Source organism: Bacteroides muris (ex Fokt et al. 2023) (assembly GCF_024704895.1).
GTDB classification, from domain to species: domain Bacteria; phylum Bacteroidota; class Bacteroidia; order Bacteroidales; family Bacteroidaceae; genus Bacteroides; species Bacteroides muris.
The window spans coordinates 70,026-84,688 of record NZ_JAMZEE010000017.1 but is presented as its reverse complement, the minus strand read 5'-3'; the positions used below and the strand labels follow the sequence as shown (position 1 = coordinate 84,688).

The following is a 14,663-nucleotide window of genomic DNA, read 5'->3' as shown; positions in this document are numbered from 1 at the left end:
CAGGGACTTTTGCAGATTTAATCACTTGAAAATTAAATGTTTAACAGCATATATTTAATTTTTGTCATCTACTAAAGAATTAGAGTTAACAGAAGCCATTGAAGAATTGGCTATCCATTTAGCAGATTCCAGTATGAACGAGCAGGATTACAACGTTTTACTGCGTTATTTTTCCTTTGGTTTACACCGTCTTAAATCGTATCGTGTACGGTTTGAGCAAGAAAAAAATGCCCTATCTGCATCTAATTGATGAAGCGATAGGGCTTTTAAACACTGAAATACGCCTTATTGAATGGCGCATCAAGTACCCGAACCAACTACAGCAATGTATTAATAAACAAATCATTTCTCCTCTTTTTCTTGCAGACAAAACAGCCCTTATCAACATCATGGAAATGGTAAGCGGTCTGTTCCTCTCCAAAGACATTGTTTATCAGAACGGCAAACCTGCCTATTTGGTAGATTTATCCAAAGGTTTTGAATGGTTGTTTAACATCAAGATAAGCGACTGTCACCAAAAGCATGAGGACGTGATAAAACGAAAGCCGGGCAAACTCACAGAATTTCTTAATGGACTGGCAGACCTTATCCGAAAGGAACATGACAAAAAAGGATATAGATAATCAGTGCTTTATGATTTATTTATAATGGATTCCATGTGCGCCCCCGTAATTTTCTTGCATTCTTTTTCTGAATTTTGCTTCATCAATTCACAAGAGGTATAATCTGAAATATGAAGCAATTATGTATATAGAAAATGATGAATTTGGCGAATGGATGCAGAAGTTGTATGCCAAACTGGAAGAACTCTGCAAAGATGTACGGGTGTTGCGTAACGCCGATAAGGTGCTGCCCGAAGATGATAACCTGTTGGATAATCAAGACTTGTGTCTGTTGTTCAAAGTAAGTATCAAAACCCTTCAACGTTACCGGGCTATCGGTGTGCTGCCTTACTTCACAATCAGCGGAAAAGTGTATTACAAGGCTTCCGATGTCCGAGAGTTTATTAAAGAAAGGTTCAGCATTACCACGCTACGCCAGTTCGAGAAAGAACACTGCACGAAGAAAAAGAAGTGAATTAAAACGGCCGAAACGGTGAATGTGCTTCATCCGTTCCGGCTTTCTCTGTTTATGGCTTACCCAACTTATCGGCTTCTTTCTTTAGTTGCTCGGCTTGTTCGTTCAACAGCCTTGCACGTTCCAGTGCTTCCGCCTGCTTTTGGATGCGGTATTCAAAATCTATAACTGAATCGGTCAGACTTCGGATAAAACCGTTATCCCGTTGCCACTTGAACTTGTTTTCCAGCATATCAAAAGTTTCCCCGTCTGCCTGTCCTTGCATCAGTAAATAGCGGTATTTCATATCGTTGTCCTGCAACTGCTGCATACGTTCAGCCAAACAAACATTCAAGAATATGGAAGCGAAACAGATAACCAGCACTGCCGAAAAAAGAAACAATCCCGGACAAATCCAAGAAGCTACCTTGTTGTAAATCCGTTGATAGAGCGGTAAGGGCGTAGCTTCCTCTTTATCCGTCTTGCAAGAACCCAAAGCATCAATCATTATCTTGAAACAACGGTAGGTTTCCAATACTATTTTCTTGGTGTCCTCGATATGTTTCTGCTGACCTTGCATCCTGTTCCTTATCTCGTCAAGCTGGCTTCGGATAGCCTGCAAATCCTTTTCGGGAACAGCCGGGTTACTATGCAGTTCCGACAATGCCTGTTCGATTGCGTTCAGTCTTTCGAGAGTTTCCTCCCGACTGGCTGGCGTCACCTGTGTTTCCTGCTTCTCTTTCAGTTCAGTAACCATTGAGAGAAGCCCCTCTAAAATCAAATTTTCCTCCATGCTTTTACAGTTTAAGTTGTTTTTTCTTTTTCTTCTTCTTTCTCAAAAAGGAATCATCGGGCATTTCATCAGCCGGGGCTGACAAACCGGAAAACAGACTGCTTAAACCTGCAATAAAAGAATTATCCGCTTTGTCGGATGCTGATACTGATTTCTGAACAGGTGCGGTAACCGTCTGCTTATTGCTTCCGACTGTCGCCTGCCCTACATCCCCAAAACATTTATCCAGTTTGGAGAAACTGAAATTACGGTCTATCTCCGAACCCTTGAACGTGTATTCGCCTTTGGAAAAGGAAACGCCCTGTATCTCGCCCGTCTGCCCCTTATACTTGAACAGGATAGTAATACCCTTTTCCGCTAACCGCTCCTGTAACTGCTGCCAGTTCTTGGACTTCCCGATTTCATTCTTTACAGCGTTGTAAATCTCGTATTTCGATTTGTCCGGCTCTTTCAAGCGGTGCTGCTTTACTTGTTCTTTTCCACCAGCGAAATAAAGCCCGTGTTTGGCTTTCAGCTTCTTGCATACTTGTTCGTTACGGTACATATCGTTCCTGTCAGAAATAGTCTTGCCGTTGTTGTCTATACGGTTGAACACGATATGCACGTGCGGATGCTCCCGGTCTTGATGGCGCACGATAATATACTGCGTATCGGTGATTTTCATTTCACGCATATATTCCTGCGCAAGCTGTATCATCTTCTCGTCTGTCAATTTGGGTGCGTCCACTGCCGAATAGCTTAACGCAATATGTCCGACTGGCTTTTTCAAGTCGGGATTCATCCCGGTCTGCATACAGAAGCTGCGGATTATATCTCCCCGACTTTCTGTCAGTACCCCGTCCGCATGGAGCAAAGCCGCCTGTTCCTTGCCTAACACATAGTTTACGCAGCCCTTAAACCCGCTTCCCTTTTTTATTTTTCCAATCATCCGACAACTGGTTTATAATTTCGACAATCCTGTTTTTCAGTTTCACCAGTTCCACCGCCACCAGTGCGAAACCTCCGGCATTTGCCCGGTGTGCCAGTTGGTTGATGTTGTTGGCTTCCCCTGCCAGCTTGCGGATGGTGTCCGCATCCTGCCTATTCAGCCGGGGTATGACCTCTGCCGAAACAACTGCCTGCCGGACATACTCACTGACACGCAACCCGGCTTCTCCGGCTCTCTTTCTGATGGCGTAATACTGCAACTCGGTCAGTTTCGTACTGACAACCCGTTGCTGCTTCTCTATCCGTTTCTTTGCCGGACGTCCCCCCGGCTTATCCTTTATATTCGTCATAGGTTTTTACGTTTAAATGGTGTCTTAAAAATTGCGACCAACGAGAGAAATTTTCTTTGCGATGAGCAAAGCAAGGTAGTTTCGGTTTACCGAAACATAACCTTGCTCTCCAAATTAAACCGCCTGCCGTTGGTAGTCCTGCCGGACTAAATCCCCCTGCCCCTTTTCTGTCTTGGGGCGGCACGTTGTCCGGTTTCCTGCTTTATCTCCTGTACTTGGCTGGTGCTGTTCTTCTGTTCCTGCTTCTTGCCGCACAGGTAATCGTTCAAGTCTGAATAGCCCCTATAATTGTCCGAGAAGTCACGCACATGGTAGGAGTATTCCAATGCAATAGCCTGTGTCGCCTTATACCCCGTCTCGTCATTGTCAAGCATACAGTGGATGCGTTCATATGGGTACAGCACGTCAATGGCTTTCGGCACGTTGACAGTAGAGTTGAGTATGACATAATCCTGTCTGTCAAGGTCGGGCATGGTCGGACAGTTCTTCATCCGGAGCGTGAGGAAAGAAAGATAATCCATAAAACCCTCGAATACCAAACATTTCTCTCTCGGCTCTCCCTGCTGCCGTATATGGGTGATGTCTTTCGGGGCGATGCAGCCTTTGAAAAAGGAATTGCGAACCTCGTAACCTCCTGCCATATTCGGGAAACCGATAGCAAAGAACGGTCTGCCGTTATTGGTAAAATGGAGTTCCTTACATTCTCTTTTTGCCAGTTCGATATTGATACCCCGCCCCTGCAAGTAACGGAGCAATGCCGGATGGGTCAAGTCACGGACTTCCAAATGTTGGAAACTCGGTTCTGTCCTACGCTGGGGAAAAGAAAAACTGACCGGGCGGACGTGCGGTGTCTGTTCCGCTATCCGGTTTAAAAGGTATGGCAGGCTGCCGGAGCAATAGAGTTCCTTTGCCAGTGCAATAATGTTGCCGCCCTTGCCTGCTCCAAAGTCATACCAAAGATTGCGGTCAGTGTTCACCTTGAAAGACGGTTCGTGTTCCTCCCTTAACGGTGATTTGTACCATAAGCCGTTGCCCTGCTGCTTGACAGGTGAATAACCTAAACTGTGCAGATAGTCTGCGATGGGTATTTGTTTCACATCTTCGATGTTCATAACATTTTCTTTTTTGGGGATTAAAAAATAGTTGAAAAGTGCGCCAGTCCTGTTTAGTCCGTTATATATATACCCGTACCATACTAAACCTGCTTGTTCCGAAACAGGGAAATAGTAAGTCCGTTCCTCTTATATATACACCCGGACTAAACCAAACTGACTTTTAATAATGGAAATCGGGATTATATCGGTAGCCCTTGCCCTCTTTCACAATCATGCGCTTGTTCACAAGAAACTTGTTAAGTGACACAAGGACATTGCGTCCACGCTCGTAGCCGATACTCGCATAACCCTGCTTCAATGCCGCTATGACATTGGAATAGCCTTGTACCACCTGCTTGCCGAAACCGTTCTCCAACGCTTCCCGGTGTTGCTGTTCAGTCAGTTCCGTAAGCGGAAAATTCCTGTCTTGCTTAGGTTGTTGGAATACATAATCATCCACGATTTCGGGCAAAGCGTTGTCATTGATACGAAATGCGAACGGGTCAAATTCCCGGTCACGTATGTGCATCGCCTTTACCTCGCTTATGTTGCCGTCCTGCTGGCTTTTCGTGATTTGCAGGACGGTTTCAGCCTTGTTGTTCAGCTCCGTACCAATATGCCCCCTTGTGTTGTCATCCCCCTTGTTCAAATGCAGTACAGTATGGATATGCAGGTTATATCCGCTTGACCAGCGCATCAAGAGGTTGATTAGGTCAGTCGATTCACTGGGGCTGTTGATGTCATACATCAAGTCACGGATTCCGTCAATAATGAGTAACCCCACATCGGGCATATTTTCAAGCATATAGCCGATAATCTGTTTCCGCTTGTCGGGTGTCTGCTCCCTTAGCACGATGAAAACAAAATCGTCTCTGTCCTTGTCGGTAGGCAGTCCGGCAAGTCGTAAAATACGCTCCATGACCTTGTGGCAATGGTATTTACTCTGCTCTGTATCGACATAGAGGATTTTCCGTTTGTTCGGTGGCAGGTATGCCGAATACTTCAGTACTTCGTCATTCTTCAACGCTGCCGCAACGATAGCGGAAATGTTGAATGTCTTTTTGCTCTTGGCTTTACCCGTGGATGCACTGAAATTACCCAGCGTGCCAATGGTAGAGCCGTTCACCCAGAGTATTTCGGGCGGTACTTCGTAAGTGTCCGTCACCTTTAGATGAATGGTTTTCCAAAGAACTGCGAAATCCTCTTTCTGCATAGTGACGTCCTGCCCAACTTCTGTCGCTTTTCTATTTTCCATAACCGTTATTTCTTTAGAGGACGGTTAAGGATATATTTCTGCGCTTCCTGCTCTATCTGTGCCTGCGTCTTGACGGGGTTCTGACGCAACCATGCTTCCAACTCCGCTTTCTCAAAATAAAGCATTTTGCCCTGCGGCTTGTAATGGGGTATCAAGTTACCCGAAGTCAACTTGTACAGGTAACTTTTAGAAAGGTTCAAAAATTTGCTCGCTTCATCGAAACTAAGCACGTTTTTTGAAAGGAACAACATCTTTTCGAGTTCGGAAACTCTTAACTCTAAATCTCTTTCCATATTGTTTAGGAATTTAGGTGAAACAATATGAAGGTGCGCACCCTCGTTTTTTTTGTTAACGGGGGCAAAGTTAAGAGGTTGAAAATGAAGTCTAATTGACCTTTGTTTGAGCGTTCAATCTATGCTCAACCTTTTTTCAGTTGTTTGATGTACTTGTCTATGATTTCATATCCTTTCGGATAGATGTTTTTTGCTTGGTCTGTTGCACTGGATAAGTCAGTACGTGTAAGTGGTTCTCCTTTTATCTTTCCTAATATCAGCTTGTTATTTGCTATGACAGACTGCCATTCATAAACAATGTAATTATAGCAGCCAAGCTGCATCATAAGATAGGCTAACAGACGGGTATTATTAACTTTCAATACCCCATTCAGTTTGCAGTTGAAAAAATCGGTAAGTATTTTGGCACTGACGGTAGTAGTAAACATATTCGCTTCATTCACACAGTCGGTCAGAAGTTTGATTTCATTGGCTTTCAACGTGGACTTGAAAGGATTGCTTTTGCCCACAATCTTGGTTGGATTAGTATCTGCACTTTCCTCTTTCTCTTTTGGCAAGACTTGCTCTTGGATGGCAACCGCATCTGTATGGTAATTGCTTTCCTGTTCTTGCAGATAGCGCAAATACTTGGAAAGCACGACAAGACTAACGATAATGGACAAATAGGGAAGCCGCCCATCATAACAGGACGGTTCATGCAAATATGCGTCCATATCAAAATCAGAGCAGCGGAAACCGATATACTTTTTTCTTTCATCAGAATTCAAGTCCTCAAAATAACCGCTTTCCCACAAAAAATCGGGAATATCCATATCCAATACAATGTTACGCACGACACGGTATTTTTGTTGGATGGCTACAATATTTTCAGTCACACGGAAAATTTCTTGCCGCAAATAATCCTTTAGCTGAGCTTGCGTCAAATATTCACGTTTTAAAAATAGTGCATCTACTTTAGTTTTATAGTCATGAGCTATACAACTATCTAATATCTTCTGTATTTCTCTGAAATTGTTTTCCATATGATTTTCCATAATCGTGCGCCTTTAAACGTTCTTACTACAAATATAAGGTAAGAATCTCACTTTTCCCGAAAACATCGGCAATAATAAGGTAGATAAAGATAGGATAAGCGTTAAGAAATCATAAAGATATGGGGAAGAAAACTATTAAAGTACACCTTTTCTTTGTATTCGTCATTCAGTACACATTTAGTACGCCCTATAAAAGCAGAAAACTCTGATAATCAGGTGATTACCAGAGTTTATTCGTACCCAGACCCGGGGTCGAACCGGGATGGAAGTGAATCCACTGGTGTTTGAGACCAGCGCGTCTACCGATTCCGCCATCTGGGCATGTTTGATTTCTCAAATGCGGTGCAAAGATACAGCTTTTTTTCTAAACCTGCAATACTTTTCCTAAAAAAAGGCGAAAAAACGATAAAACCTGCTTGAATCATTCCTTGTTTGTAAAATATGCAGTACATTAGCAGAAACTTTTAAAATCAATAGCATGGTAACCAATAAGGATAATTTCTGTGTAATTATGGGCGGAGGAATCGGCAGCCGTTTCTGGCCATTCAGCCGCAAGACACTTCCAAAACAGTTTCTGGATTTCTTCGGTACGGGACGTTCCTTGCTGCAGCAAACCTTCGACCGCTTCAAGCAGGTAATCCCCATGGAAAATATACTTATCGTAACAAATGACTTGTATGCCGACCTTGTAAAAGAACAGCTTCCCGAACTTAAACCCGAACAGATTCTACTGGAGCCGACACGCAGGAATACAGCCCCCTGCATTGCGTGGGCTTCCTATCATATCCGCGCCTTGAATCCGAACGCCAATATAGTGGTAGCTCCTTCGGACCACTTAATCCTGAAGGAAGGCGAATTTCTGGCAGCTATCGAAAAAGGGCTGGACTTCGTTTCCCAATCGGACAATCTGCTGACACTCGGCATCAAGCCCAACCGTCCGGAAACCGGATATGGCTATATACAAATAGCCGAATCCACCGGTGATAATTTCTACAAGGTAAAAACCTTCACTGAAAAGCCCGAACTGGAACTAGCAAAAGTATTCGTGGAAAGTGGAGAATTCTATTGGAACTCTGGTCTGTTCATGTGGAACGTAAATACCATCATCAAGGCAAACGAAACCCTGCTGCCCGAGCTGACCTCCAAACTGGCTCCCGGCAAAGATGTGTATGGAACAGTCCAAGAGAAACAATTCATTGATGAGAACTTCCCTGCTTGCCCTAATGTCTCCATAGATTTCGGCATCATGGAAAAAGCAGACAACGTATATGTATCATTAGGTGATTTCGGCTGGTCTGATTTAGGAACCTGGGGGTCTTTGTATGATTTGTCTCCCAAAGATGAAGCAGGCAATGTAGCTCTAAAATGTAAATCACTCATCTATAACAGCAAGGACAATATCGTGGTGCTGCCCGACAACAAACTTGCTGTTATCGACGGTTTGGAAGGTTATCTCATAGCTGAGTCGGACAATGTATTACTGATTTGCAAGAAGGATGAAGAACATACCATCCGCAAATATGTGAATGACGCCCAGATAAAATTGGGAGAAAAATACATTTAAATTAAGAATTAAAGGATAGGTGCCGAAGATAAAAAATAGCGGGAGTTGGATGAGTTCCAACTCCCGCTTCCGTTTATTTAGGGGAGGAAAATAAACCGGTTAAAGCGCTGCACGGATAGCTTCCGCCACAGCTTTGAATTCTTCGTCCGTCAGTTTCAGTTTGGGATTGGAGAAAAGCATATCTTTTTCGTTCTGCATAGGAATCAGATGTATGTGCGCATGAGGCACTTCCAGCCCCAATACCGCTTCTCCTACCTTTCTACACGGGAAAGCCCTGCCAATGGCAAGCGCCACTCTCTTAACGAAAACATGCATTGCAGCCAAATCCTCATCGCTCAAATCGAAGATATAATCTACTTCCTGCTTGGGAATAACCAATGTATGACCTTTTACCAATGGATTAATGTCAAGGAACGCAAAGAATCTGTCATCCTCTGCTACCTTGTAGCAAGGTATTTCACCTGCGATAATTCTGCTGAATATTGTTGCCATAACTATAAATTATAAAATAAGGCAAGTCCGCACGCGGACCTGCCTTCCTTTAAAATGATATGTTCACTACTTCCAGATTAATCATACCCTGCGGAACCTTGATTTCCGCAATATCACCTACTTTCTTGCCAAGCAGACCTTGTGCAATCGGAGTATTCACGGAAATCTTTCCTTCCTTCAGATTGGCTTCACTTTCGGACACGATGGTATAAACCATCTTCATGCCATTCTTCACGTTCTTAAGCTCTACTTTATTGAGAATCTGTACAGAATCAGTTTTCAACTTCGACTCATCAATAATCTTGGCGTCAGCAATGGTCAGCTTCAAGTTATTGATTTTCATCTCAAGCATACCTTGAGCTTCCTTGGCAGCGTCATACTCTGCATTTTCCGACAAATCACCTTTGTCACGCGCTTCGGCAATGGCAGCCGATATTTTGGGACGTTCCACCGTCTCCAGGTGTTTCAATTCGGCCATCAATTTCTTGTAGCCGTCTTCTGACATATAAGCCATACTTTTTCCTCCTTAAATGTTATGTTAGTTTTTAATGGTACTATAAACAAAAAAGAATTCCAACATGGTCAGCATGCTGGAACCCTCTTTCCGATTTTCCTTTGCAAAGATAGCCTTTTATGCAATGCGTGTCAAGCATAAAAGGCTGCTTTGTAACATATTTAAACGAAAACTTCTTATTTATAACATGTTACAGCAATGCTTTCACTGCCGCCTCCAGGTCTTTAATGCTCTCTCCACGGGCACTCAACTCATTGTTCTTGTTGACCAGGAACACAGAAGGCACATTCTTCACATTATAAGAAGCCGCTATAGACGAATAAATCCCATTGCCGTCGCGCACACAAATCCAAGGTAGATTGTCGGCAGTTGTTTTCCAATAGTGCTCGTCTGCATCCAGAGAAACCTGATAGATTTCTAATCCCTGGGCGGCATACTTGTCGTACAAGTCGCGCAACATATAATTATGTGTAGCAGAAACAGCACTCTGATAAACAGTGAAGTCCACAATAACAGCCTTGCCCTTCAGATCGCTCAACTTACGTGTATTGCCCTTCATGTCACGCAAGTTAATGTCGATGATGCCGGTTTCGGAAATTGCCTCTTCGGGGATTTCCACCACCTTCTGCTGCGGAGTACGGGTATTCTTCATTCCCTTTATCACAATATTGTAGAGGTTCTTGGAGCGGTCGGCATCCGGATAATAATTGTTCAGGCTGGTTGCCACGGCTGCAAAACACTTAATGTCTTCCTTATTGTTCAGAGGGTCGAAAATCAAATAATTATTCAGCTTCTGGAACAAGGCGAAATAGGCGGCAGCCGTATTGGGAGCGGCAAAAATATAGCTGATTTTCACTTCATCCTTATAGTTCTTCAATAAAGAGGCAAGGCTGTCCTCAAAAACATCGGCGCCTATCTTATGTGCTTGCACCGACTGCAGCAATGCATTCACATTATCCTGAAGCTTCATCTGCTTCAGCGTCAAGTCCTTTATCTTCGAGCTATTCGGAGAACCTTCCACCGTATAGGCAGTGGCGAAATCAGCATAAGGCGCCTTTACCAAAACCGTTTCCGTCGAATCTACCGAAAAATTAATAACCTTGCCGTCTACCCGCAGACGGTAGAATTCCGGAGACACCGGACGTACCTGCTTAAAATTGAAAGAACCGTCCCCTTTCAGTTTTACAGAATCCAAAGGAACAATGCCTTCCAATGCCGAGGCTTCCAAATAAAGCATCTTGCCGTCGGCTCCTGATACTTCACCCTCTACTTTGAATTTCGGCTCGGAATTACATGCACCCAATGCAATTGCAGCAAGTGCCATAAAAAAGATTTTCTTCATATCGTATTTTCAGTTTTGTTTTGCAAACGTGCCTGCAAATATACTTCTTTTCAAGTTCAGTCAAAGCATTTTCCCTCGTTCTTCCATATAGAAAACTGCAAAAAACAACTAAATACAAACTTTTTATCTCATTCCCACCATTTTACATGAATAAATTATGTATCTTTGCACGAATTTTGAAAGAAAATTAGATATAAAACATTTTTTATGATTAACCCAATTGTTAAGACAATCGAGCTTCCTGATGGCAGAACCATCACGCTCGAAACGGGAAAGCTGGCAAAACAGGCAGACGGTTCTGTAATGCTTCGTATGGGCAACACCATGCTTTTAGCTACTGTTTGTGCCGCCAAGGACGCAGTTCCCGGAACAGATTTCATGCCATTACAAGTAGAGTACAAAGAAAAATTCTCCGCATTCGGACGTTTCCCCGGCGGTTTCACAAAGCGTGAAGGACGCGCTTCTGACTACGAAATCCTCACTTGCCGCCTCGTTGACCGTGCTCTTCGCCCCTTATTCCCTGATAATTTCCATGCAGAGGTATACGTAAACATCATTCTTTTCTCTGCAGACGGTGTAGATATGCCCGACGCTTTGGCCGGACTCGCAGCTTCTGCCGCACTTGCAGTTTCAGATATCCCCTTCAACGGACCTATCTCTGAAGTACGCGTAGCACGCATCAACGGACAGTTCGTCATCAATCCTACCTTCGAACAGCTGAAACAAGCCGATATGGATTTAATGGTGGGCGCCACTTATGAAAACATCATGATGGTGGAAGGCGAAATGGACGAAGTTTCTGAGCAGGACTTGCTGGAAGCTATGAAGGCCGCACACGAAGCCATTAAGATTCAGTGTAAGGCACAGATGGAACTGGCAGAGGAAGTAGGCTCTACCGTGAAACGCGAATATTGCCACGAAGTGAACGACGAAGAACTTCGTAAAGCCGTTCACGACGCTTGCTACGACAAGGCTTATGCCATCGCCGCTTCCGGAAACAAGAACAAGCACGAACGCATGGATGCTTTCGATGCCATCCGCGAAGAATTCAAGGCACAGTTCTCCGAAGAAGAATTGGAAGAAAAGGCAGCCCTCATCGACCGTTACTATCATGATGTGGAAAAAGAGGCGATGCGCCGTTCCATTCTGGACGAAGGCAAACGCCTTGACGGACGTAAGACCACCGAAATCCGTCCTATCTGGTGTGAGACCAGCTACCTGCCCGGCCCTCACGGCTCCGCTATTTTCACACGTGGCGAGACACAGTCTTTGTCTACAGTGACTTTAGGTACCAAGTTGGACGAGAAGATTATCGACGACGTATTGGAACACGGAAAAGAACGTTTCCTTCTGCACTACAACTTCCCTCCGTTCTCTACAGGCGAAGCTAAGGCACAACGCGGTGTAGGCCGCCGTGAAATCGGTCATGGCCACTTAGCATGGCGTGCCTTGAAGGGGCAGATTCCCGCAGACTATCCGTACGTAGTACGCGTAGTATCCGACATCCTCGAATCAAACGGTTCTTCTTCCATGGCTACCGTATGTGCCGGAACTCTGGCATTGATGGATGCAGGTGTGAAAATCAAGAAACCGGTATCAGGTATCGCCATGGGATTGATTAAGAATGCAGGCGAAGACAAATATGCCGTATTGTCCGATATCCTCGGTGATGAGGACCACTTGGGCGATATGGATTTCAAGGTGACGGGAACAAAAGACGGCATCACCGCCACTCAAATGGATATCAAAGTGGACGGTCTGTCATACGAAATCCTTGAAAAGGCTTTGCTGCAGGCTAAAGAAGGCCGCGAATATATCTTGGGAAAAATTACCGAGTGCATCGCCGAGCCTCGCGAAGACCTGAAACCTCACGCTCCGCGTATCGAGACAATGACCATCCCCAAAGAATTCATTGGTGCTGTTATCGGCCCTGGTGGAAAGATTATCCAAGGTATGCAGGAAGAAACCGGTGCCACCATCACCATCGAAGAAGTGGACAACATCGGTAGAATCGAAATCGCCGGCACCAACAAGAAGAGCATCGATGACGCCATGCGCATCATTAAAGGCATCGTAGCTGTCCCCGAAGTAGGCGAAATCTACAAAGGCAAGGTACGCTCCATTATGCCTTACGGTGCATTCGTTGAATTCCTTCCGGGTAAGGACGGTTTGCTCCACATCTCTGAAATCGACTGGAAACGTCTGGAAACTGTAGAAGAAGCCGGAATCAAGGAAGGAGACGAAATAGACGTAAAACTTCTCGACATCGACCCGAAGACAGGAAAGTTCAAGTTGTCACGCAAAGTATTGCTTCCAAGACCGGAAAGACAAGAAAGACCGGAAAAGAAATAAGAAATCTCTTATTCTTTAAGCATATAAAGCCTGGTGGAACTCCATCAGGCTTTCTTTTTGTCAATACGGCCAGAAATGGTTCCGAAAAAACAAGGCACAATACTTGCGTATTCCAAAAAGATTATGCTTTTTGTTCTGAAAAGCCCTATATTCCATAAAAAGCCTCAATTAAGGTCCGGTTTAAGAAGCCTACAAACTATGAATCTTTTCACACGCTTTTTCCAGGAAAACCAAGAAAAGTTTTTGGCCTTTGCTTATAAGCAGAAGCGCATCATGCCGATGCTCCGCTGGACGGCCCGCATAGCCACCGTCACCATTATCGGTTATTTCATCACCTCCGATTTTCGATATAACAAGGAGATACAATTGCAAACAATCACCGTACCTGCCGGACAACGGGCACAGATTATCCTTGCCGATGGAATGCGCGTATGACTGAACTCCAAGTCTACCATGAAATATACCACCAACTTCGGACGCAACGAACGGAATGTGGAACTAGACGGAGAGACCTACTTTGAAGTAGCCAAAAACAAGAAAACGGTCCTTCTTATGAATATCTACGTTGGAAAGAGAGACTATACTGTTTTAAAAACACTCCATTCAGAGGCATCCTCAGTAGACTGAAAAATACCATAACGTAAAAATAACCGCTGCCAGTCTCCTACTGCTGAACTACAGTAGCTTTACCGACAAGTTCAGAGAGCAGGATGGTATAGAACATATACTGCGGACTATCTCGAAAGACCATCCTTTCAAGTTCCGCATCAACGAAGAAAAGGATTCAATTGTTATATATGAGTAAGAAAAAAAGATCGGAAAGTACCCCCATACTTTCCGATCCGAAACAGTCAAAAATCGACCTTAATCAATTTATTAACTTAACACAGTGACAAAGATATGAGAAAAATTTTGTTGATGAGGCCTTTTTATCTAAAAAAATTAGATTTTAAGCAATTATTGCAAACCCATGAAAATCACATTATTCCTTCTCTTGCTTATTATATTTCAGGTATACAGCGGGAACTGCTACTCTCAGAATGCCAAAGTCAGCATTCAAAATGCCCAGCTGAGGGTAGAACAAGTTCTCAAGCAAATTGAGTTGCAAACAGAATTCCTATTTGTATATAACAAACAGAACGTCAATGTACGGCAAGCTGGGGTGCAAAAAGCAATGCAATAAACTATAACAACACAAGCGATTTTCAGCAATGGAATCACTTCTTTCAATTCGCTGACCATAAAGATTGAGGGCACTTACTCCACCGTTACTGCCGTACCGCAGGCTGTAACCATCAGCATGCTGCCACTACTTCCTACCGTTTCATAATCCAGGTCTACACCAATCACGGCATTGGCACCCATAGCACGGGCATTTTCCTGCATCTCGCGCAAAGCAGTCTCCTTAGCTTCGCGCAGCACTTCTTCATAAGAGCCGCTTCGCCCACCCACCACGTCGCGGATGCTGGCAAAGAAATCGCGGAATACATTGGCACCGATAATCGTTTCACCGGAAACGATACCATAATAGCGGGTGATACGTCCACCTTCAATGGTCGGGGTTGTTGTTACTAACATAATCTTATTCTTTTTAAGT

The 14,663-nt window shown here is 44.1% G+C and carries 16 protein-coding genes, 1 tRNA gene and 1 pseudogene; 6 read left to right on the top strand and 12 right to left on the bottom strand.

Features of this window, described 5'->3' with window-relative positions; genetic code table 11:
* The first annotated feature begins 203 nt into the window (after positions 1-203).
* Both M1B78_RS09050 and M1B78_RS09045 read left to right on the top strand, forming a co-directional pair.
* Positions 204-623 (top strand): hypothetical protein, encoded by a 420-nt coding sequence (locus tag M1B78_RS09050; protein ID WP_257940473.1) that lies wholly within the window; start codon positions 204-206, stop codon positions 621-623.
* Positions 624-744: 121 nt separating this feature from the next.
* The gene (locus M1B78_RS09045) at positions 745-1,077 is read left to right on the top strand and encodes a helix-turn-helix domain-containing protein (RefSeq protein ID WP_008761988.1); all 333 of its coding nucleotides are present in this window, start codon (positions 745-747) and stop codon (positions 1,075-1,077) included.
* A 52-nt stretch (positions 1,078-1,129) separates the two neighbouring features.
* On the opposite strand, the gene M1B78_RS09040 is transcribed toward M1B78_RS09045, so the two are convergent.
* From M1B78_RS09040 to M1B78_RS09005, 8 genes are all read right to left on the bottom strand, one after another.
* The gene (locus M1B78_RS09040; protein WP_257940472.1) at positions 1,130-1,849 is read right to left on the bottom strand and encodes a hypothetical protein; all 720 of its coding nucleotides are present in this window, start codon (positions 1,847-1,849) and stop codon (positions 1,130-1,132) included.
* 4 nt (positions 1,850-1,853) lie between these two features.
* Complete coding sequence (locus M1B78_RS09035; protein ID WP_257940471.1) at positions 1,854-2,777, bottom strand: relaxase/mobilization nuclease domain-containing protein; 924 nt, start codon at positions 2,775-2,777, stop codon at positions 1,854-1,856.
* Positions 2,743-3,126: a MobC family plasmid mobilization relaxosome protein gene (locus M1B78_RS09030; protein ID WP_004310825.1), complete on the bottom strand. Its 384-nt coding sequence runs from the start codon at positions 3,124-3,126 to the stop codon at positions 2,743-2,745. Before M1B78_RS09030 ends, M1B78_RS09035 begins: the two co-directional genes overlap by 35 nt.
* Positions 3,127-3,272: 146 nt before the next feature.
* Entirely contained in the window at positions 3,273-4,238 is a 966-nt protein-coding gene (locus M1B78_RS09025) for a toprim domain-containing protein (RefSeq protein ID WP_054959795.1), read from the bottom strand.
* Between the two features lie 163 nt (positions 4,239-4,401).
* Positions 4,402-5,475, bottom strand: a complete 1,074-nt coding sequence (locus M1B78_RS09020) for an AAA family ATPase (RefSeq protein ID WP_172556925.1) — start codon at positions 5,473-5,475, stop codon at positions 4,402-4,404.
* Between the two features lie 5 nt (positions 5,476-5,480).
* A complete protein-coding gene (locus tag M1B78_RS09015) occupies positions 5,481-5,768 on the bottom strand; it encodes a helix-turn-helix domain-containing protein (RefSeq protein WP_004310673.1) in 288 nt (95 codons plus the stop codon).
* A gap of 125 nt (positions 5,769-5,893) precedes the next feature.
* Positions 5,894-6,802 (bottom strand): hypothetical protein, encoded by a 909-nt coding sequence (locus tag M1B78_RS09010; RefSeq protein ID WP_004323795.1) that lies wholly within the window; start codon positions 6,800-6,802, stop codon positions 5,894-5,896.
* A gap of 237 nt (positions 6,803-7,039) precedes the next feature.
* Positions 7,040-7,123 (bottom strand) — tRNA-Leu (locus tag M1B78_RS09005).
* Between the two features lie 157 nt (positions 7,124-7,280).
* On the opposite strand from M1B78_RS09005, the gene M1B78_RS09000 reads away from it, so the two are divergent.
* Positions 7,281-8,366: a mannose-1-phosphate guanylyltransferase gene (locus M1B78_RS09000; RefSeq protein WP_257940470.1), complete on the top strand. Its 1,086-nt coding sequence runs from the start codon at positions 7,281-7,283 to the stop codon at positions 8,364-8,366.
* A gap of 99 nt (positions 8,367-8,465) precedes the next feature.
* On the opposite strand, the gene M1B78_RS08995 is transcribed toward M1B78_RS09000, so the two are convergent.
* The 3 genes from M1B78_RS08995 to M1B78_RS08985 all read right to left on the bottom strand — a co-directional run bounded on the left by M1B78_RS08995 (position 8,466) and on the right by M1B78_RS08985 (position 10,714).
* The gene (locus M1B78_RS08995; RefSeq protein WP_257931119.1) at positions 8,466-8,858 is read right to left on the bottom strand and encodes an HIT family protein; all 393 of its coding nucleotides are present in this window, start codon (positions 8,856-8,858) and stop codon (positions 8,466-8,468) included.
* 49 nt (positions 8,859-8,907) lie between these two features.
* Positions 8,908-9,372 (bottom strand): transcription elongation factor GreA, encoded by a 465-nt coding sequence (gene greA / locus M1B78_RS08990; protein WP_005824394.1) that lies wholly within the window; start codon positions 9,370-9,372, stop codon positions 8,908-8,910.
* Between the two features lie 190 nt (positions 9,373-9,562).
* A complete protein-coding gene (locus M1B78_RS08985) occupies positions 9,563-10,714 on the bottom strand; it encodes a thioredoxin-like domain-containing protein (protein WP_257931118.1) in 1,152 nt (383 codons plus the stop codon).
* Positions 10,715-10,921: 207 nt separating this feature from the next.
* Here M1B78_RS08985 and pnp point away from each other — a divergent pair, with 207 nt between their 5' ends.
* From pnp to M1B78_RS08970, 3 genes and pseudogenes are all read left to right on the top strand, one after another.
* Positions 10,922-13,066, top strand: coding sequence for a polyribonucleotide nucleotidyltransferase (gene pnp, locus M1B78_RS08980; protein ID WP_257940469.1), 2,145 nt, complete (start codon positions 10,922-10,924; stop codon positions 13,064-13,066).
* 198 nt (positions 13,067-13,264) lie between these two features.
* Positions 13,265-13,871: pseudogene (locus M1B78_RS08975) on the top strand (FecR family protein).
* A 95-nt stretch (positions 13,872-13,966) separates the two neighbouring features.
* Positions 13,967-14,167 carry a hypothetical protein gene (locus M1B78_RS08970; protein WP_168354368.1) on the top strand — a complete coding sequence of 67 codons (201 nt, stop codon included), beginning with the start codon at positions 13,967-13,969 and terminating at the stop codon, positions 14,165-14,167.
* Between the two features lie 156 nt (positions 14,168-14,323).
* On the opposite strand, the gene M1B78_RS08965 is transcribed toward M1B78_RS08970, so the two are convergent.
* Positions 14,324-14,644, bottom strand: coding sequence for a heavy metal-binding domain-containing protein (locus M1B78_RS08965; protein ID WP_136011219.1), 321 nt, complete (start codon positions 14,642-14,644; stop codon positions 14,324-14,326).
* Between the last annotated feature and the right edge of the window lie 19 nt (positions 14,645-14,663).